Source organism: Vibrio hepatarius (assembly GCF_043642085.1).
GTDB lineage: Bacteria > Pseudomonadota > Gammaproteobacteria > Enterobacterales > Vibrionaceae > Vibrio > Vibrio hepatarius_C.
Genome location: NZ_JBHZSA010000003.1, coordinates 312,623 through 331,207 on the forward strand (window position 1 = coordinate 312,623; position 18,585 = coordinate 331,207).

Consider the following 18,585-nt stretch of genomic DNA (forward strand, 5'->3'; position numbering starts at 1 on the left):
TTATGAGCAGGCTTTTCCATGTTTAGGGCGTTACGTAATGCATTGTTATGACTTAATGCACGGTTATGAAATGGGCTCAAGACCTTCTTGTAGGAAGTTAAACCAATTTCCACCCAGTATTTGTCCCGCCTCAGGCTCACTGAACCCATGGCGAATTAACCCATTGTAGATATTTTCCATCCCCTTGCTGCCACTGAACCATGGCAAAGCGTCAGGCCAACCAGAATTGCTTGCTGAGCCTTCACCATAATCCATCGCTTTTGACCAGCGGCCATTACGCATCCATTCCAGCACTTGTTGCGGTTGGTTAAGGCATAAGTCACTACCGATACCAAGATGTTCAACCCCGAATAGATCCGCGGTTTTCGCCACCATTTGGCAAAAATCATCAAGGCTACATTGGCTGCCATTTGGCAGATGGAATGGGTACAAGCTAAAGCCAATCAAACCACCACGCTGGGTAAGCGCCTGAATGACGGTATTAGATTTATTACGCAGCGCATCATGAGCAAATATTGGGTTGGCGTGACTGATACAAATTGGACGAGAAGAGAGATCAATCGCTTCAAGTGTTGAGCGCTCGGCGCTGTGGGACATGTCGATGATCATGCCGACGCGATTCATCTCTTCGATCGCTTGCTTACCAAAACGAGTCACACCTGAGTCGTTTTGCTCATAACAGCCCGTCGCAAGTAAGCTCTGGTTGTTGTAAGTCAGCTGCATGATCAGCAGACCTTGGCGGCGCATTACTTCGATAAGACCAATTTCATCATCAATCGGAGAGCAGTTTTGTGCGCCAAAGAAGACACCTACTTTGCCCTGCGCTTTTGCCGTCTCGACATCAGCCATCGAATAGATTGGCATGATCAGGTCGGCGTTTTGTTCAAAGCGTAAGTTCCACTCCGCAAATCGAGTCAGTGTTTCACGCGCGTTTTCGTGATAGACAATCGTTGCGTGAACCGCGGTGATGCCACTCGCTTTCAGGGTTTGAAAATACTCACGATCCCAATTGCAGTACTGCAGTCCATCGATCACAATCCGTTCTTGATACATAACCACTCCTTAATCTTTCCCTGTCCTTTTCATCGCTTATTATCGAGTCGGGAGCAGAACGGCTCTGCTCCCTCATCCTGTTAGTAAGGACGTTGGTAAGCAGTTTTCACCACGGTATAGAACTCTTTCGCATACTGACCTTGCTCACGTGGACCAAAGCTAGATTCTTTACGGCCACCAAATGGAACGTGGTAGTCAGTCCCTGCTGTTGGTAGGTTGACCATCACACACCCTGTCTGAGCTTGTTGCTTGAAGATGGCGCTGTTACGCAGGCTTTGGGTGATGATCCCGCCCGTTAGGCCAAAGCGAGTATCATTAACAACGCTAATCGCTTCATCGAGATCAGCGACTCGAATCACGCTCGCCATTGGCGCAAAGACTTCTTCTTGGTTCACTTCCCAGCTATTTTGCGTATTCAGGAACAGGGTTGGCGACATGTAGTAACCGTCATGCTCAAGGTTCAAACGCTCGCCACCAAAGGCCAGTTCAGCGCCGCTTTGACGAGCTTTCTCAATCCATGCAAAGTTGGCATCGAGCTGATTGCCATCAACCACTGGCCCCATGAAAATACTCTCTTCAAGTGCATGACCCACTTTTAGCTCGCTCATACGTTTGATCAGTGCTTCAACGTACGTATCATGAATGCCATCCATCACCACTAAACGAGAAGACGCGGTACATTTTTGACCTGCACCAGAAAACGAACCGGCAATGGTCGCTTCAACCGCAATTTGGATATCCGCATCATCAGCAACCACTAGCGCGTTCTTACTGCCCATTTCGAGTTGGCAACGGACAAAGTTTGGCGCTGTTGCTGCCGCCACTTTACGACCTGTATCTACAGAACCGGTAAAGCTCACGCCATTGACCTGCTTGGAATTGATAAGAGTGTTACCAACTTGAGAGCCACTACCCAACACAAGGTTGAACGTACCTGCAGGCAAGCCTTGGCGGTGAATGATTTCAGTCAGTGCAACTGCACTTGCTGGGGTTAAGTTGGCTGGTTTCCACACGACGCTGTTACCAAACGCTAGTGCAGGTGCGATTTTCCAGGCAGCGGTTGCTGTCGGGAAGTTCCAAGGAGAGATAATGGCGATAACGCCAACAGCTTCGCGAGTCACTTCAACGGAGACTCCTGGACGGACAGACGCTGCGTTATCACCAATTTGACGTAGCACTTCTGCTGCAAAGTATTGGAAGAACTGACCTGCGCGATAAATCTCACCGCGACCTTCAGCAAAAGGCTTACCTTCTTCACGCGACAACAGCGTGCCAAGCTCATCACAGCGGGCAATCAGCTCATCACCAATCGCTTGCAGTACCGCTTGCTTGCGCTCGATTGGGGTCTTTTCCCACTCTGGCTGTGCTTGCTTAGCCGCTTGAATCGCTTGCTCTACCTGTGACTGGCTTGCTTGAGCAAAATTACCCAGATTTTCACTGATATCCGATGGGTTGATGTTCGCGATGGTATCGACACCCGCTTGCCACTCACCACCAATGTATAGTGCCTTTTCTGCTTGAACGTTATTTATAAAAGTCATTGCTCTTTCCTTGTTCAGTTCTGACTGACAACATCAATCAGCTTCGATTCTTATCGTTAGTTGTTATTACTCTGGTTGGCTTGCTGAGGCATAAACCACAAACTCGACCAACATCTCCTCACGCGCTAGACCGGCGACGACCATAGCGGCGCGGTTCGGGTATGGCGCTTCAAAGTACTCGGCATACACTTCATTAACCGTTTTTAGATAGTCGCGGTCGGTGACACAAATCAGCACTTGCAGCACTGAATCGAGAGACTCACCCGCACACTCCAAGGTGTGGACTAGGTTGTTAAAGGTTTGGCGTGTTTGCGCTTCAATACCGCCTTCAACAACAGCACCTGTATCATCAATTGGGATTTGCGCCGTGTACAAAGTGCCATTACTGACAACTGCCCATTCAAGCGGTGCTTTAGAAGCAAATAGAGCGGTTTTTACTGGGTGTTTTTTTGTTGGAGTATTCACGTGCCTTTCAACCTTTGTAACGACTTTGTTTCAAGATGGTTAAATCATGCACATTGACACTTGATAAATCTAACGGTAAATTTTTTACATTTGATAAGTTTTTTTTATCACTCTAAATAACATCAGAGAAACAAAGGGATTGGAATGGTGGTCAGATGAGTATCAAGCTTCAACAATTAATGCATTTTGTGATGGTGGTAGAAGAAGGCGGTTTTCGAGCAGCCTCACACCGGGCGAATCGTTCTCAGGCTGCCTTATCGACATCAATCAAAGAGCTGGAAAAGATCCTCGGACAACCGCTATTTGAAGCAGGTAACAAAGCAAAGCTGACTCCATTTGGTGAGATATGTTTACCGAAAATAATCCAGTTTCTGAATATCTATAGTGCTCTCGATAACGACTTAAGAGCTGCCGCCGCCGGGCAACAGGGACGTGTAAGAATTGCGAGCGTGCCTTCGGTGGCGGCCAAACTTATCCCTAGTGTACTGGGCGCATTCAGTGAACAATTCCCCAATGTAGAAGTGAGCCTTATTGATGATAACGCCGCGGGGGTGGAAGAGAGGCTGCTTTCCGGTGAAGTGGATTTGGCGCTCGGTAACCCCTCTCACCTAGATGAAGGCGGGATAAACTTCACCTCACTTCTCTCAGACCCCATTGGTGTGGTTTGCCTGAAAGATAATCCCATCGCTCAACACCCAGAAGGCATAGAGTGGCAAACATTGCTTGAACAGCCATTTATTCGCAATGGCACTTGTACCCTACTAGACCCGACACCTGCCAGAGCGCTCAGTGAACAGGCGCTTTATTCCGTAGAAAACATTACTTCACTGTTTTCGGTATTGGAGCTCGGGATTGGCGTAACCACTTTGCCTAAACTTGCCTTTCCGACCAATGAAACTCGCTTGGTTTGGATACCGCTTATCGACCCTCCGTTAGAAAGACAGATTGGCATTTTCACCTTGAGCGATCGCACCATATCGCCCCAAGCCCAAGCCTTTCATGATTTATGCATCGAGTATCTCAACTACGACAAAGCAATGTGAATCTTATCTCGGTAAACGATCGCTAAACCGTTATGCTTGAATCAGCATATCAATAAGGACATGAATCATGAAAAAGTGGTTAGTAGCATTCTTCACCTCAGCAGCACTTCTAGCCTCGCCGGTTTTTGCAACAGAGCGAGCAGATATTGGCTGGGAATGGATTGAGCAAGGAGCATTAGTTGTTGATGTACGCACACCACAAGAATTTGCCGATGGTCATTTGGACAATGCGAAAAACTACCCGCTCTCTGCACTAGATAAGTATTTTGCCAACATAGATAAAGATGCGCAGATCGTATTGTACTGCCGCAGTGGTAATCGTTCTGGTAAAGCTTTTCAGTATTTAACTGCTCAGGGGTTTACTAATCTGCATAACGCAGGTGGGTTGGTAGAAATGCAGCAAGCTAAGTAACCTTTCGACTCTTATACGAATCAAAAAAGCACACTTGATTGTGTGCTTTTTCGCATCTTCGACTTACAACTGGTATCGCTCAACCAACTGCCTTTTTTCTAAGTAGCTACCAATTAACTCTGTTTGGCTCTGTCCTTGATTTTGATAGAACAACGCGCCTCCTTCGAGCAGCAAATCATAGTGTTGCTCTAGCATTGCCAAAACGAACTGCACACGTTTGATGGTCATCGCAGTACAGCTCTTACCCTCTAGGTCATCTTCAATATCCAATACGTGAGAACGGAACATCTCAAGGGTAAATAAATGTTCTAACTTGGCATCTGAGCTTAGTGCGGTTTCAACCTTTTCTATCGACGCTTGCACACGCTCTATCACTTCTGGTTTAGCTTGATTCGCGGCTAGCCAATCACGTTTGTCTTCCAGCATCCTCAACGCTTGTCGCTTCACCGCTTTGAAGATCTGTAACGACTCAATCTGTGAGTATTCTTTTTCCAATAGCCAACCAGAAAGGAAACGAGTTTCAAAACGCTCACAGGCATCAAACAAAGGGTCACTCAAGCCATTACTATTAAAGTGTTGCAACGGCTCAAAGCGATACATGTAACCAAAGTCAAACAGCTTAAGTTGGCCTTGTTCATTAACTAACAAGTTGCCACTACACAGATCCCATTCGAATAATCCAATACTCTCACAGGCGAGCAATGTAGAGAAAATTTGTGCTAACAAGTCATTTGTAAGCTCTTGAACTGGCGTACCTTCGACCCATTCAGACACGATAATCCCTAACCGGTAATTGGCATAAATCGTTTCGACAATGTGCTGAAAATCCGGCGCTGAATTCGGGTTATTCTTTTGAGTTTGAAAATCGAAGCGTCGCTGAACTTCATTGAGAAAAGAGTACTGACCATCAAGGTTCTGCACTTTGGCCTGCGGCCGTTTTTTCTTCAATGTATAGTCTTGCCCATCGATACGAATATGAAAAACCTGCGCGGTTAATCCGCTTTCAAACGTTTCGACCACATATTCAGAGTCCGCGGTTGTCATCGCTAATTGTTCTGGTGACAACGGGCATTGCTGCTCTGAGCCGACAATTAAGTTTTGTTCGCTTTGATCAAACTCTTGCTGCTGTTTTTGACGTTGATTCACGACATGCTTCCTGCTGACAGTTTAGGTTCTGTCTACTTTATCAACAGTGAAGCACATCACCTCCCCCTTCACTGACTCGAAATAGGGATGAGTACTTGGGCGGAATACGATTAACTAAACCCTACTGCTCACGTGTTGTCATAAAAATTCATATTAATATTGGCCAAATTCGCCCCCTGTTTGCTAATGTTAATCATTGATAAAACAACGCGTTAAATGGATGTGCTCATGCCTGTAGTTCTTGCCTTATTGTTCGGCTTTCTCACTTGTCTACAACCGGTCTATGCTGAACAGACCAAACACTCAGAATCTGACTTACTCGATCGCCCTCTGATGGAGCGCTACATCCTTGATGAACTAAAATCGCTTCGCCAAGATCAGCAAGATTTAGAACGTAAGTTGATTGTTCAAATCACGGACCGAGAGCTTAGCGTTGCGGACAAATCATTAAACTACGCCAATGTGACGGTGACTTACTTCTTCTACATTATCGCAGGTGTTGCTTCGCTGATCGCTTTTGTCGGCTGGCAGTCTCTGCGTGAGTTTAAAGCCAACACCAAAGAGATGGCGGATAAACGCCTTGAAGCGATTGCTGATGAATATCAGAAAAAGTTCGGTGCTTTGGAGCGAGACCTAAAACGTAAAACACGCATCATCAGTGAAAACAACAAAGAAATTGAGAAGATTAACGAGATCCATAACCTCTGGCTTCGCGCGCAAAGCATGCCAACTGCTGAGCAGCGTATTGATGTGTATGATGAGATCTTAACCCTGCGTCCGGGCGATCTTGAAGCGCTGACCTACAAGGCGGATGCGGCAATGGAAATCAAAGAGTACCACTGGGCGCTGAGCTTATGTAATCGTGTGTTAGAACTCGACGATACCAACGGCCCAGCCCTATACCAACGAGCTTGTGCTTATTCTCGACTCGGCATCGAAGAACAAGCGATTGAAGATCTGACTCGCGCGATAGATGCCAGCCCTTCGATTCGTGATCTCATTGATAGCGAGCCAGATTTAGAAGGTATGCATGGTAATCCTCGCTTTGATGCCTTGCTCTCTGAAGGGGAAGGATAACCTCTCTTTCATCACTGGCACTCATTAACATCTGATTAAGGCATCGTTTCGACGATGCCTTTTCTTTTGCAACTACACTCTGCGTCTCGGCAACGAGATCACTAAGACACTTTTTGGTCATCAGTCTACACTTTGCTCTATTGCGAGTTAGAATCTTCATCACACATCAACCCGAAGTGGCAACACTTTATAACTAACTTAAGGAGGAATTTATGTCTTTGTGGTGTTCAATCAACCCACGCTTTTATGGCATGAAGGACCGCTCAAGAGTTTCAGATTTCGCGCTGCGATAATCTCGACTTGAGCGAATAATTACCTTTCGACAAAACACGTCACCCGAGTACCTTCCCTCAAGCTCGAAGAATTATTGTCAGCTCTGACAACGGCTTCTTACGCCTAAAATTCTTGAGAACATTATGAGTACTTATTTAACTGCACAGGCAGTCACCCTAAACTTCACAACTCAACCTCTATTCAACGCGATTACTTTCACCATTCAGCGTGGCGACAAAGTTGGATTAATTGGCCATAACGGCTGTGGTAAAAGTTCGTTACTGAAATTGCTATCCGGTCAGTTTGAACCTAGCAGTGGCGCAATAGCCAAAGCCAATACCTGTTTGATGCGCTATGTAGAGCAACATTTACCTGAGGCTCTCAACTCCCATTCGGTTATATCTGCGTTATCTGAGTTCATCTCAGATGATGAGATTTGGCGAGCAGAACTCTTATTGGATGAGCTAGGCTTTTCGATACGCGAACGCGAGATGCCAGTAGAGAACTGCAGTGGCGGTCAGCAAATGCGTCTTTTGCTTGCGCGCGCGATTATCCACCAACCAGATCTGCTTCTGCTTGATGAACCTAGCAACCACTTGGACTTGCCCTCGCTACTTTGGTTAGAGCAGTTCTTATCCGCTTGGAAAGGCTCATTTGTATTGGTTTCTCACGATCAAACCTTGTTAGATCGAGTCACTAACACCACTTGGGTCATGCGTGATCAAACGCTTCATCACTTCTCCCTACCTTGCTCACAAGCAAGGCAGGTATTAGATGAGAAAGATGAAACCGATCGATTACGCCATGCGAGCGAGCAAAAAGAGATCGACCGTATAGAAAAGAGTGCTAAGCGACTGGCGACCTGGGGTAAGGTCTATGACAACGAGGATTTAGCTCGTAAAGCCAAGACTATGTTCGCCCGTAAAGAACGTTTAGAGGAACAGCAAACCGAGCTGACCGATGGCACCCCTTGGGCACTGCGACTGCAAGGCGAGCGATTACCCGCCAATAGATTGCTAGAAACCATGCCTTTTTCTGTCACACCACAGGACAGTGCATTTCATTTGTTTGATATGACTGAAATGCGCGTCAAGAGTGGCGACAGAATCGCGGTTCTTGGCAGTAATGGCTGCGGCAAGTCTACACTGCTTAACTTGCTCTATCGACACTACCAGAGCAAAGAGGTGCCAGATGTTTGCACCTCAACATCGGTGACTTTCCATGACCGCTGTCGACTTGGTTATTACGATCAATCACTAGAGCAGCTCGACGATAACCAAACGATCAGTGACGCGCTGCAATCCTTTGCTGAAATCAGCAGTGAGACTGCCAAACGCTCACTCATTAGCGCAGGTTTTGAGTATGCACGACACGATCAGTTAGTGGCGAGCTTAAGTGGTGGTGAACGGGCAAGGCTACTATTTATCGGTTTGACCTTAGCTCGCTACCACATGCTATTTCTTGACGAACCGACCAACCACCTCGATATGGAAGGAAAAGAAGAGCTCATTCAGACCCTACAAGAGTTTGAAGGTGCTGCTTTATTGGTCAGTCATGATCGTAGTCTGATTGAACAAAGCTGTAACCGATTCTGGTTTGTTGAAAACAGCTCACTGACCGAATATCTCTCTGCTGAAGAGGTATATGCGCGTATTGCCGATTCAGCACCAAAATCAGCAGATTCAACCTCTGCAACGAGTTCGGCTTCGAACCCAGTTTTTCAAACTGTGGAGGCTGACTCAGAGGAGCAACTTCTTGAAAGATTGTTGGAATTGGAGAGTTTGCTTGAAGCAGATAAGCAACGTAAACCTAAACACCAAAAACCAGCCATGCAGCAAGAGTGGCAACAGCAGATTGAGGAAATAACTGCGCAGCTATAACGACAAAAGGCACCAATAATTGGTGCCTTTTTCAATCAACTAGCTCAGTTCTAAGCCGCTTGCGGGGCGTTATAGTTACCTAGCAGCGCGTCATAAAACTCGCTGTCATTAAGTACACCCACCAGCTTGCCATCTTCAGCTAACAAAATGGGTTGCCCACTACGCTGTTTCAATTCAATCGCCTGTCGCATGCCAATGTCAGGGCTGGCGACGACAACGGTTGAGCTCGTTACATCTTCAATTCGGCTGGTTTCACAATCCCACTCAATCAATGTCAGCTCATCACTTTCTACCAAGCGAAGTTGATCACTAGTTTGCTCTACCCATACAGGTTGTGCAGTACACACCTGAAGCTGGCTTTGCTCTTTAGTGAGTTCACTAACTGGCTGCATCAATGAGCGGCCTTTAAGGACATTCAGCGGGTTAGTGTGAGCAACAAAATCACGCACATAGTCATTTTCTGGAGTAAGAATGATCTCTTCTGGCTTGCCATGTTGAATCAGTCGACCAGATTCCATAATGGCAATGTTGTTACCAATCTTAAGCGCCTCATCTAAGTCGTGGCTCACGAACAAAATGGTCTTATTGAGCTTCTCTTGCAGCATAATCAGTTCATCTTGCAGCTGAGTACGAATCAGTGGATCAAGGGCAGAAAACGGCTCGTCCATTAATAAGATATCGGTATCCATCGCAAAGGCTCTCGCAAGGCCAACACGCTGCTGCATACCGCCAGATAACTCATGAGGGAACTTAGATTCCCACTCTGACAGACCGACCATCTCAAGCTGCTCACGGGCTTTGCTTTGGCGCTCAGATTTACCCATGCCTTGCAGCTCTAAGCCGAATGCAACATTGTCCAATACCGTTAACCACGGCATCAAGGCAAACTTTTGAAACACCATAGACACACGATGAGTACGTAAGCGGCGCAAGGTTTCGTCATCACAGTTAGCTAGGTCGACTTTCTCGTCGCCATCTTTTAGCTCTAACGCACCACGTGAAATCTCATTGAGGCCATTTACCGCGCGTAGCAGGCTTGATTTACCCGAGCCAGATAGGCCCATCAGTACGCAAATTTCACCTTCTTTGACAGTCAGGGATACATTATCAACGCCAACGACTTGCGCGGTTTCATCAATAATTTCTTGGCGAGTTTTGCCGTTATCCAGCAGCTCTATTGCCAACTGTGGTTTATCACCAAACACCACATCGAGGTTTTTAATGGTAATCGCATCCATGATTAAGCTTCCTTCTGGTTTGGTGATTTACACAGACGATCGAGAATGATCGCCACAAGAACGATAGCCAATCCGGCTTCAAAACCTTGCGAAATATTTACTGTGTTCAACGCACGAACCACAGGTTTACCTAAGCCATCTGCGCCTACTAGAGCGGCAATCACCACCATAGAAAGCGATAACATAATGCACTGAGTTACACCGGCCATAATGCTAGGCATGGCTGCTGGCAACTCAACTTTAAACAGCAACTTCATACGCGTCGCACCAAACGCTTTACCCGCTTCGACCAGTTCTTCAGGCACTTTAGTGATACCTAGGTAAGTCAAACGAATCGGAGCAGCAATCGCGAAAATGATGGTGGAAATCAGTCCAGGAACAATGCCTAAACCAAACAAAACTAGTGTTGGGATAAGATAAACAAACGTCGGTACCGTCTGCATTAAGTCCAAAATTGGTCTTAGTAAGGTGTATAACCAAGGTCGGTGAGCCGCCATGATCCCGATAGGCACGCCAATTAATACAGAAATCGTTGTCGCTGAGAAAACCAGAACAAAGGTTTCTAGCATTTCTTGCCAGTAGCCAAGGTTTAAGATGGTAAGCAGTGCACCAATAACAAACAGAACAAGCGGGATACTACGGTGTAAGTACCAAGCAATCGCCGCCGTCATAACGATTGGCATTGCAGGAGGCATCCACTTAAAAATATCTACAACAAAAAGAATGATCGTCTCTAAGAAGATCGCAATCGCATCAAATAGACCCGCAGCATTGAAGGTTAGCCAATCAACCCCTGCTTCCATCCATTGACCCAGTGGGATTTTGTTGTCAGTAATAAAATTCACAATACAGCCTTTGTGGTAATGATTATTTAGCGTGTGAGAAAGGGCAGGCAAGTTGCCCACCCTAAATATCGTTAATTAAGGCATCGTTAATTAAGCTTTCGAATTGATGTAGCTAGTAACGGCTCCTTGCGCTTCTTCACCTTGCAATGTCTTCACACCGTTAAGCCACGCTTCCACTTGTTGCGGGTTTGCTTTCAACCACTGCTGAGCCGCTTTTGCTGGCTTGACGTTTTGGTTAAGAATCGCTTCCATCAACTCGTTTTCCATTTCAAGGCTAAACTCTAGGTTTTTAAGTAGGTTACCTACGTTTTGACACTCGCTTAGGTAGTCTTTACGCACGTTGGTGTAGACGTTTGCGCCACCGTAGTTAGGCCCAAAGAAGTCGTCACCACCATCAAGGTATGCCATCTCAATATTGCTGTTCATTGGGTGCGGAGCCCAACCTAGGTAAACAATCCATTGGTTACGACGTACAGCGCGTGACACTTGCGACACCATGCCCGCTTCGCTTGATTCAACTAGGCTGAAGTCTTTCAGACCGAATGCATCGCTGTCGATCATCGACTGAATCAGACGGTTACCATCATTACCTGGCTCAATACCGTAGATGCGGTCTTTGAATTTATCGGCATTCTTAGCTAGGTCAGCAAAGCTCTTCACGCCTGCATCGTAAACATACTTAGGCACAGCTAGGGTGTACTTCGCCCCTTCAAGGTTAGCGCGAACCGTTTCAACGCTGCCAGCTTCACGGTATTTAGCGATATCTCCCTCCATGGTTGGCATCCAGTTGCCAAGGAAGATATCGATATCACCGTTCGCCATTGACGAGTAAGTCACAGGTACAGACAGCAAATCTGTTTTGGTTTTATAGCCAAGACCTTTTAGTAGCTCTGAAGTCACGGCTGTCGTTGCGGTAATGTCTGTCCAGCCTACGTCAGCAAAACGCACAGTTTCACATTGGTTGGCATAAGCGTTCATCGCTAAACTGCTTAGGGCGATGGTCGAAAAAGTTTTTGTCATCATAGACATGGTGTTTTCCTTGTAATAGTTACTGACTTTTTGAAAGTTAATCCAACTCTCTGCGTGGAGCGGTATTTCTCTGTTTTTGTTGCCAGTCTGGCGCAATCCAAACCGGTTGTTCATTCGCTTCTATACTTGGCTTACCGAGAATCATGTCTGCGGCGCGCTCAGCCACCATAATGGTCGGCGCATTAAGGTTTCCGTTTGGAATGGTTGGGAAGATCGAAGAATCCACCACGCGAAGTCCTGCAACGCCACGTACGCGACACGCTTCATCAAGCACCGCCATTGGGTCATCATCTGCGCCCATTTTGCAGCTACATGATGGGTGGTAGGCACTTTCCACGTTTTCTTTAACCCATTGGTCAATCGCTTCATCGCTGGTCACATCAACACCCGGCTGAATCTCTTCACCGCGGAAACTATCCATCGCTGGCTGCATCAAAATTTCACGAGTAAGACGGATACAATCGCGCCAATCTTGACGATCTTGCTCAGTAGAAATGTAGTTAAATTCAATACGTGGCTTATCGTTTGGATTCGAAGAGGAGATCTCTATTGAGCCGCGACTTTCTGGCTTATTCGGGCCGACATGAACCTGGAAGCCATGACCATCAAACGCGGCTTGGCCGTCATAACGCATTGCTGCTGGTAAGAAGTGATATTGGATATTTGGCCACTTAAGTCCTTTGCGTGAACGAATAAAGGCGCAAGACTCGAAGTGATTGGTCGCACCTAACCCCTTACGAGTTAAGATCCATTCAGTGCCAATCAATCCCTTACTCACCAAGCCTAACTTGCTATTGAGCGTAATCGGTTGAGTACAGTGGTACTGAAAGTAAACCTCTAAATGGTCTTGGAGGTTTTGGCCAACGCCCGGCAAATCATGAACCAGTTCAACGCCCGCTTTGGCAAGCACCTGCTTTGGACCAATGCCAGATAGTTGCAGCAATTGTACTGAACCAACAGACCCCGCGCTCGACACTACTTCTTTCTTGGCAAACGCCTTAATAACGCGACCCGACTTTTCAAACTCGACTCCGACGGCGGTCTTGCCTTCAATGATCACTTTGCGTGCGACAACACCTTTCACCAAGGTTAGATTGTCTCGTTTAAGAGCTCGTCTTAAGTAAGCGTTAGAAGTCGAAGCTCGAACACCACCATCAACCGTCATATGCATCGGGCCGAAGCCTTCTTGCTGATAACCGTTGTAATCTTTGGTTTCTGGGTAACCTGCTTCTTTGCCCGCATCAATGAAAGCTTGGTAGAGTGGGTTACGCTGCATATCGTTGCCACCACACGTCCCAACCGGACCATTACCACCACGGTAATTATCTTCTCCACCACTCCAGCTTTCAGCGCGGCGGAAATAAGGCAGACAAGATTGGTAGTTCCAACCCTTGGCACCATGCTCTTCCCATTGGTCAAAATCGCAAGCGTGGCCACGAACATAAACCATGCCGTTAATAGATGAGCTACCGCCTAATACTTTTCCGCGTGGGCAGTGAAGCTGACGGCCATCAAGCCCCTGCTCTGCAACGGTTTCAAATTGCCACGCATACTTTTCGGTATTCATTGGATAGGAAAGTGCCGTTGGCATTTGGATAAAAATGCTTTTGTCTGTACCACCAGCCTCTAGTAGCAGCACTTGATGCTCACCACTTTCTGTCAGACGATCCGCCAGTACACAGCCAGCCGAACCCGCGCCGACGATAATATAATCGTAGCGTTGTTGCATGTTATCTCTCCGTAGAATCTATATTAGGCGTAAGGGCTGGCGTAGTCGCCAAGCTCGATCAGCACGCTTTTAGTCTGGGTGTAATGGCGTAGGGTTTCTGGACCATTTTCGCGGCCGATGCCCGAATGCTTGTAACCACCAACCGGCATTTCAGCAGGTGAATCTCCCCAGGTATTGACCCAACAAATCCCAGCTTGCATCTGATGTATCACGCGGTGTGCACGCGCTAAATTTTGGGTAAAGATACCCGCCGCTAGGCCGTAATCGGTATTGTTGGCACGTTTAATCACGTCTTGCTCGTCACTAAAGGTCAGTACTGACATAACTGGGCCAAAGATCTCTTGTTGGACGTGTTCCATGTTGTCATCACAATCAACAAACACCGTCGGAGCAACAAAGTTACCGGTAGCAAGACCGTTGTCAGTCACTTGATATCCACCAGTCAGCAGCGTCGCACCGCTCTGTTTAGCGCTTTCGATAGCCGCTAATACCTTGCCTAAATGTTCTTTAGAGATCAGCGCGCCGATTTGAGTTTGCATATCCATTGGATCGCCGACGATCAGCTTTTCAGTACGTGTTTTTAGCTGTTCAATAAACTGCGGGTAAAGAGATTCATGGACAAACACACGTGTGCCATTGGTGCAGACTTCGCCTTGGGTGTAGAAGTTGGCAACCATAGCGGCAGAGACAGCGTCATCAAGCTTGGCATCTTCGAATACAATCATTGGCGACTTACCACCCAGCTCCATCGTCACTTGCTTCAGTGTTTTCGCACTATCAGCCATTACCAACTTGCCGGTACCCGACTCACCAGTAAACGAAACCTTAGCGATATCAGGGTGGGCCGTTAGCATTTGCCCAACACGGTGATCGCCTTGAACGACGTTGAACACACCGTCAGGTAAGCCAGATTCAGTAAAGATCTCAGCCAATTTTAACGCGCTTAGCGGGGTTTCTTCTGAAGGTTTGAAGATCATGACGTTGCCTGCTGCCAGTGCTGGCGCTGATTTCCACATCGCAATCTGAATTGGGTAATTCCATGCACCAATACCCGCACAAATCCCTAACGGCTCACGGCGAGTGTAGAAAAACTGGCTATCACTCAAGGGTTGTTGTTCACCTTGTAGCGCAGGAGCTAGACCGGCGAAATACTCGATAACATCAGCGCCCGTTGCAATATCAACTTCAATCGCTTCTTGCAGCGGTTTGCCGGTATCAGTTACTTCGAGTACCGCCAGTTCATCGTTTCGCTGACGAAGAAGCGCTACCGCTTTCAGTAGAATACGGCTTCGCTCTGTTGGACTCATTGCTGACCATACCGCAAAACCTTGTTTCGCTGACTCCACTGCCAGTTCTAGGTCGTTTTGGCTTGCTTGAGCAACTTCCGCAAGCGGTTCACCCGTTGCAGGGTTGTATGTCACAAAGCTTTCACCAGACGTTGCTGGTTGCGCTTTGCCATCGATATAAAGTGTTTTCATTTCCATTTGAAAGTCTGACTTTTCGTTATTTTTTTGAGTAGAAAGTGAGTTGTTTGTCGAGATAATCGTTGATGATAAAACGCGCTTTATCCGCATCGATACCTTGTGGGTTGAGCGTCCCACGCAGCCAGATGCCATCAATTAACGCAGCGATACCATGTGCAATGACCTCGGCTTGGTCGGCACCAAAAAGGGCTTTGAGTTCAATTTTAAGATGGGAGAGCAAGCGCTTTTCATTCACTCGCTGTAAACGCTTGAGCTGAGGCTCATGCATTGAGTATGACCAGAATGCTAACCAAGTTTTTGTTACCTGATTTTCGGCTTGGAAACCAACAAAGTTACCATCAACAATGGCAATAATGCGCTGTTGATAGGCATCCTTAGGCAATCGAGCAAGGCTTTGCATAATAGTTGCAGAGTGCTGACGCAAAATCTCACGCATGGTTTCTTCAAGCAGACCATGTTTACCACCAAAATAGTGATTAATGATCCCAGTAGAAACACCCGCTTCTTTGCTGATCAAAGCGATGCTTGCTGCATGCAAACCTACGCGATCGATGACCGCCATCGTCGCTTTAACCAGCTGAGGTTTCCTGATTTCTGGCATGCCAACCTTGGGCATTTTGACTTCCTTTTCTTTTTTTATTGAACGTTCAATTAAATATAAAATGCCTCAAAACCCTTTCGATCTCAAATTATTTATCTATAAACTCGATCAAAACACACCCAAACAACCACTAACACTAACAATCAAAAACTTTAAAAACCGAGAATAAATCCAAACAAATAGCCAATATAAAAATCACAATGAAAATGCATTTCAATGCTAAATATCAACAACTTAAATAGATAAATCCAAAGCAAAACCAATGTCAAACCTACCAATTACCCACTCTAAACAACCCAGTAAAGACCACCTTAAAATTACCTGTAAATAAATATTTAGAACGCGAAACATTTTTCTAGTTAAGCTGCTCTAATCCACAAAACCACCAGCAAGATCTGAACAATAATGAGAGTGGTCCTTCAGACCAACGGCCAATCTCGCAACAAAAAAATGCCCCAGAATGAACCACTCAAACTGGGGCAAATTTATGTTCAAACTAGTGCGGCGAGTGACACGCGGTAAGATTGAACTCTAGCGCAGGCTTAAGCAGCTTTGGTGGCGGAAGTTGTCCGTCACGACCTTCTCTTACTTCGACAAATTGCGCGCGAGTGGTGAGCTCATCCAACATGACATTGTCGTGTTTTTCTTCACCAATCGTGGTTTTAAAATGGAGGTTTTCAGCTTTATCTGGATAGTTGTGGCACAAATAGACGTCGGTGCTGTCTTTTAGCTCATACAGCTTTCGAATTGACTCAAACATCTTCTCTGCACTGCCTCCAGGGAAATCTGCACGACCAGTACCGTGATAAAACAGTGAATCGCCGACAAACAGCGCATCACCAATTTTAAAGGTTAAATCTGACGGTGTATGACCCGGCGTACTCATCACCTCTAAATGGGAATTGCCGAAGTCCATTTCTTCATTCTCCAATAAGAAATGCTCGAAGTGGTACAGCTCACTAAGGCAAAGATCGCCTTTCCATTGTGCGTAGACTTCTTTCACCCCTTCAGAGACGTAAATTGGCGCATCTAGGTGCTGACTAAGATAGAACGAGCCAGACAGGTGGTCGGCATGAATGTGGGTTTCTAAAATAGCGACGATATGGAGTTGCTCCGCCTTAATGTGCGAAATAATCTCATGTGCAGACTCGTAACTTATTTTATCTAAATCAGGATCATAGTCGGCCACAGGATCGATAATAATCGCTTCATTGGTATCGCCATCAGCGACAACGTAGCTAATTGTCCCAGAGCTGGGATGGAAGAAATGTTGAATATTCTGAGATGCCATTTTGCCCCCTCAGGAAAACGCTTCCTTACTTAATAACAAGACACTCAACAATATTCAGTGTAGTGGCTCATTCGAAAGTTGAGAGGATCTCTATAGAAATAATAAAGCCAGAGCAAAAACTCTGACTTTATACGGTTAAGACATTTGAAGCCTTTACTAAGATTCAACCTCTTCTGGCATCGGTACGTACTCCAATATATCCCCAGGCTGACAATCAAGATGCTTACAGATAGCTTCGAGCGTTGCCAGCTTAACCGCCTTAGCACGGCCGTTTTTCAGAATCGACAAGTTTTGCTCAGTAATACCAACCAATTTTGCCAACTCATTTGAGCGCATTTTTCGTTTAGCTAGCATTACATCAAGATTGATTACAATCGCCATATCTGTTCCGTTAAATAGTCAGCTCACTTTCTTCGTGAAGCTCTGCCGCTCTTTCCATTACCACCGCAATAACACGGACAATAAAACCGATTACCATCATTGTGATGTCGACATCATCGACTTCTACAGAGAAGTACCAAGAGTCACCATTGTACGATAAAGCGAGGCTGAGAAGTAAGTCGCTGATTGCTCCAATGAAAGGAGTTGCGAGCAATAAGTAGCTCAACTTCTTATAACAACGAGCATTGTCCTGTTCAAAAATCCGTCCTTTCTCATATAAACCAAACAAGATTATGAGCTGCCATAACATCGCCATGGTTAACAAGGCAGAGAACATACTTGGGATATAACCAATCAAAGAACGCGTCACTGAAAGTGGCAATTCGACCTCTACAGGGAAGGTAGCGTTAAACCACTGAGCATTAAACATGGTGGCACTAAACCACAGTGTCGTATCTAGCACTGCGACAAAAAAGAAAGAAAACCAAAACAAAATAAGCAGCTTACGGCTAAAAGTACTAATCGATTGGTGCGACATATCAAGCCTCAATAATAAATAATTTATCCATATACTAGTTCTATGATTATAAATTTCAATAAAAACTTATCGTTTTACGATAATTTTTTATTGAAATATGAAGAAAATGAATTTACCTTACCTATCAAACGACAAAGACACATTGATAACATCGAGGTTTCCCATGCCGACTAAACACTCACTTATTAGCGCACTATTACTTCTTTATTCTTATTCTTCCGCTGCCAACGCTCTGTTTCTTGACAACCTAGACGAGGAATTCAACTTAACCGAATCATTGAGCTCTTCGTATGCTCAAAGTTTAAGACCTCAACAACAACACTTAGTTGGCGATGACTGTCACGCAACTCCAAGTCATTCATTTACTGATAATGGTTTATCGAGTGGACATCGAGACACACAATGCTACAAGACAGAGTTTAAAGGCGGGAATATAGAAACCTACTACCAGACAAGCCCTAATGGCAGCTCCAGCACTGGATTTTCTTGGACATTCGAATAGAAAATGCTTCGATGAAATTTTGTTGGATGATACGCCGATACTTACCCGTTTTCTCAT

The 18,585-nt window shown here is 45.9% G+C and carries 17 protein-coding genes; 4 read left to right on the plus strand and 13 right to left on the minus strand.

Features of this window, described 5'->3' with window-relative positions; genetic code table 11:
* Positions 1-63 precede the first annotated feature (63 nt).
* The 3 genes from ACHUFZ_RS07550 to ACHUFZ_RS07560 form a co-directional block, all read right to left on the minus strand.
* Entirely contained in the window at positions 64-1,053 is a 990-nt protein-coding gene (locus ACHUFZ_RS07550; protein WP_394126617.1) for a membrane dipeptidase, read from the minus strand.
* 80 nt (positions 1,054-1,133) lie between these two features.
* Positions 1,134-2,594, minus strand: coding sequence for an aldehyde dehydrogenase family protein (locus ACHUFZ_RS07555; protein WP_394126618.1), 1,461 nt, complete (start codon positions 2,592-2,594; stop codon positions 1,134-1,136).
* 66 nt (positions 2,595-2,660) lie between these two features.
* Positions 2,661-3,059: a RidA family protein gene (locus ACHUFZ_RS07560; RefSeq protein WP_394126619.1), complete on the minus strand. Its 399-nt coding sequence runs from the start codon at positions 3,057-3,059 to the stop codon at positions 2,661-2,663.
* 155 nt (positions 3,060-3,214) lie between these two features.
* On the opposite strand from ACHUFZ_RS07560, the gene ACHUFZ_RS07565 reads away from it, so the two are divergent.
* Entirely contained in the window at positions 3,215-4,102 is an 888-nt protein-coding gene (locus ACHUFZ_RS07565) for a LysR family transcriptional regulator (RefSeq protein WP_394126620.1), read from the plus strand.
* Between the two features lie 67 nt (positions 4,103-4,169).
* Entirely contained in the window at positions 4,170-4,514 is a 345-nt protein-coding gene (locus ACHUFZ_RS07570) for a rhodanese-like domain-containing protein (protein ID WP_394126621.1), read from the plus strand.
* 63 nt (positions 4,515-4,577) lie between these two features.
* On the opposite strand, the gene ACHUFZ_RS07575 is transcribed toward ACHUFZ_RS07570, so the two are convergent.
* Positions 4,578-5,660: an AarF/UbiB family protein gene (locus tag ACHUFZ_RS07575; protein WP_394126622.1), complete on the minus strand. Its 1,083-nt coding sequence runs from the start codon at positions 5,658-5,660 to the stop codon at positions 4,578-4,580.
* 228 nt (positions 5,661-5,888) lie between these two features.
* Here ACHUFZ_RS07575 and ACHUFZ_RS07580 point away from each other — a divergent pair, with 228 nt between their 5' ends.
* Complete coding sequence (locus tag ACHUFZ_RS07580; protein ID WP_394126623.1) at positions 5,889-6,737, plus strand: tetratricopeptide repeat protein; 849 nt, start codon at positions 5,889-5,891, stop codon at positions 6,735-6,737.
* A gap of 416 nt (positions 6,738-7,153) precedes the next feature.
* On the plus strand, positions 7,154-8,890 hold the full coding sequence (locus tag ACHUFZ_RS07585) for an ABC-F family ATP-binding cassette domain-containing protein (protein ID WP_394126624.1): 1,737 nt from the start codon (positions 7,154-7,156) through the stop codon (positions 8,888-8,890).
* A gap of 50 nt (positions 8,891-8,940) precedes the next feature.
* Here ACHUFZ_RS07585 and choV read toward each other — a convergent pair whose 3' ends face one another.
* From choV to ACHUFZ_RS07630, 9 genes are all read right to left on the minus strand, one after another.
* Positions 8,941-10,128 (minus strand): choline ABC transporter ATP-binding protein, encoded by a 1,188-nt coding sequence (gene choV, locus ACHUFZ_RS07590; RefSeq protein ID WP_394126625.1) that lies wholly within the window; start codon positions 10,126-10,128, stop codon positions 8,941-8,943.
* A gap of 2 nt (positions 10,129-10,130) precedes the next feature.
* Positions 10,131-10,973, minus strand: coding sequence for a choline ABC transporter permease subunit (gene choW / locus ACHUFZ_RS07595; protein WP_134835543.1), 843 nt, complete (start codon positions 10,971-10,973; stop codon positions 10,131-10,133).
* Between the two features lie 90 nt (positions 10,974-11,063).
* Positions 11,064-12,002, minus strand: coding sequence for a choline ABC transporter substrate-binding protein (locus ACHUFZ_RS07600; RefSeq protein WP_394126626.1), 939 nt, complete (start codon positions 12,000-12,002; stop codon positions 11,064-11,066).
* Positions 12,003-12,039: 37 nt separating this feature from the next.
* Positions 12,040-13,731 (minus strand): choline dehydrogenase, encoded by a 1,692-nt coding sequence (betA, locus tag ACHUFZ_RS07605; RefSeq protein WP_394126627.1) that lies wholly within the window; start codon positions 13,729-13,731, stop codon positions 12,040-12,042.
* Between the two features lie 23 nt (positions 13,732-13,754).
* Complete coding sequence (betB, locus tag ACHUFZ_RS07610; RefSeq protein WP_394126628.1) at positions 13,755-15,215, minus strand: betaine-aldehyde dehydrogenase; 1,461 nt, start codon at positions 15,213-15,215, stop codon at positions 13,755-13,757.
* A 19-nt stretch (positions 15,216-15,234) separates the two neighbouring features.
* Complete coding sequence (gene betI / locus ACHUFZ_RS07615; RefSeq protein ID WP_394126629.1) at positions 15,235-15,831, minus strand: transcriptional regulator BetI; 597 nt, start codon at positions 15,829-15,831, stop codon at positions 15,235-15,237.
* A 481-nt stretch (positions 15,832-16,312) separates the two neighbouring features.
* Positions 16,313-17,107: an MBL fold metallo-hydrolase gene (locus ACHUFZ_RS07620; RefSeq protein ID WP_394126630.1), complete on the minus strand. Its 795-nt coding sequence runs from the start codon at positions 17,105-17,107 to the stop codon at positions 16,313-16,315.
* 156 nt (positions 17,108-17,263) lie between these two features.
* On the minus strand, positions 17,264-17,488 hold the full coding sequence (locus tag ACHUFZ_RS07625; protein ID WP_394126631.1) for a helix-turn-helix domain-containing protein: 225 nt from the start codon (positions 17,486-17,488) through the stop codon (positions 17,264-17,266).
* Positions 17,489-17,498: 10 nt separating this feature from the next.
* Positions 17,499-18,026: a DUF2975 domain-containing protein gene (locus ACHUFZ_RS07630; RefSeq protein WP_394126632.1), complete on the minus strand. Its 528-nt coding sequence runs from the start codon at positions 18,024-18,026 to the stop codon at positions 17,499-17,501.
* Positions 18,027-18,585 lie beyond the last annotated feature (559 nt).

Excerpts from the sequence above, each read along its gene's own strand:
- ACHUFZ_RS07550 (WP_394126617.1), bottom strand. The coding sequence starts at position 1,053 with ATGTATCAAGAACGGATTGTGATCGATGGACTGCAGTACTGCAATTGG.
- ACHUFZ_RS07555 (WP_394126618.1), bottom strand. The coding sequence starts at position 2,594 with ATGACTTTTATAAATAACGTTCAAGCAGAAAAGGCACTATACATTGGT.
- ACHUFZ_RS07565 (WP_394126620.1), top strand. The coding sequence starts at position 3,215 with ATGAGTATCAAGCTTCAACAATTAATGCATTTTGTGATGGTGGTAGAA.
- ACHUFZ_RS07570 (WP_394126621.1), top strand. The coding sequence starts at position 4,170 with ATGAAAAAGTGGTTAGTAGCATTCTTCACCTCAGCAGCACTTCTAGCC.
- ACHUFZ_RS07580 (WP_394126623.1), top strand. The coding sequence starts at position 5,889 with ATGCCTGTAGTTCTTGCCTTATTGTTCGGCTTTCTCACTTGTCTACAA.
- ACHUFZ_RS07585 (WP_394126624.1), top strand. The coding sequence starts at position 7,154 with ATGAGTACTTATTTAACTGCACAGGCAGTCACCCTAAACTTCACAACT.
- choV (WP_394126625.1), bottom strand. The coding sequence starts at position 10,128 with ATGGATGCGATTACCATTAAAAACCTCGATGTGGTGTTTGGTGATAAA.
- ACHUFZ_RS07600 (WP_394126626.1), bottom strand. The coding sequence starts at position 12,002 with ATGTCTATGATGACAAAAACTTTTTCGACCATCGCCCTAAGCAGTTTA.
- betA (WP_394126627.1), bottom strand. The coding sequence starts at position 13,731 with ATGCAACAACGCTACGATTATATTATCGTCGGCGCGGGTTCGGCTGGC.
- betB (WP_394126628.1), bottom strand. The coding sequence starts at position 15,215 with ATGGAAATGAAAACACTTTATATCGATGGCAAAGCGCAACCAGCAACG.
- betI (WP_394126629.1), bottom strand. The coding sequence starts at position 15,831 with ATGCCCAAGGTTGGCATGCCAGAAATCAGGAAACCTCAGCTGGTTAAA.
- ACHUFZ_RS07620 (WP_394126630.1), bottom strand. The coding sequence starts at position 17,107 with ATGGCATCTCAGAATATTCAACATTTCTTCCATCCCAGCTCTGGGACA.
- ACHUFZ_RS07625 (WP_394126631.1), bottom strand. The coding sequence starts at position 17,488 with ATGGCGATTGTAATCAATCTTGATGTAATGCTAGCTAAACGAAAAATG.
- ACHUFZ_RS07630 (WP_394126632.1), bottom strand. The coding sequence starts at position 18,026 with ATGTCGCACCAATCGATTAGTACTTTTAGCCGTAAGCTGCTTATTTTG.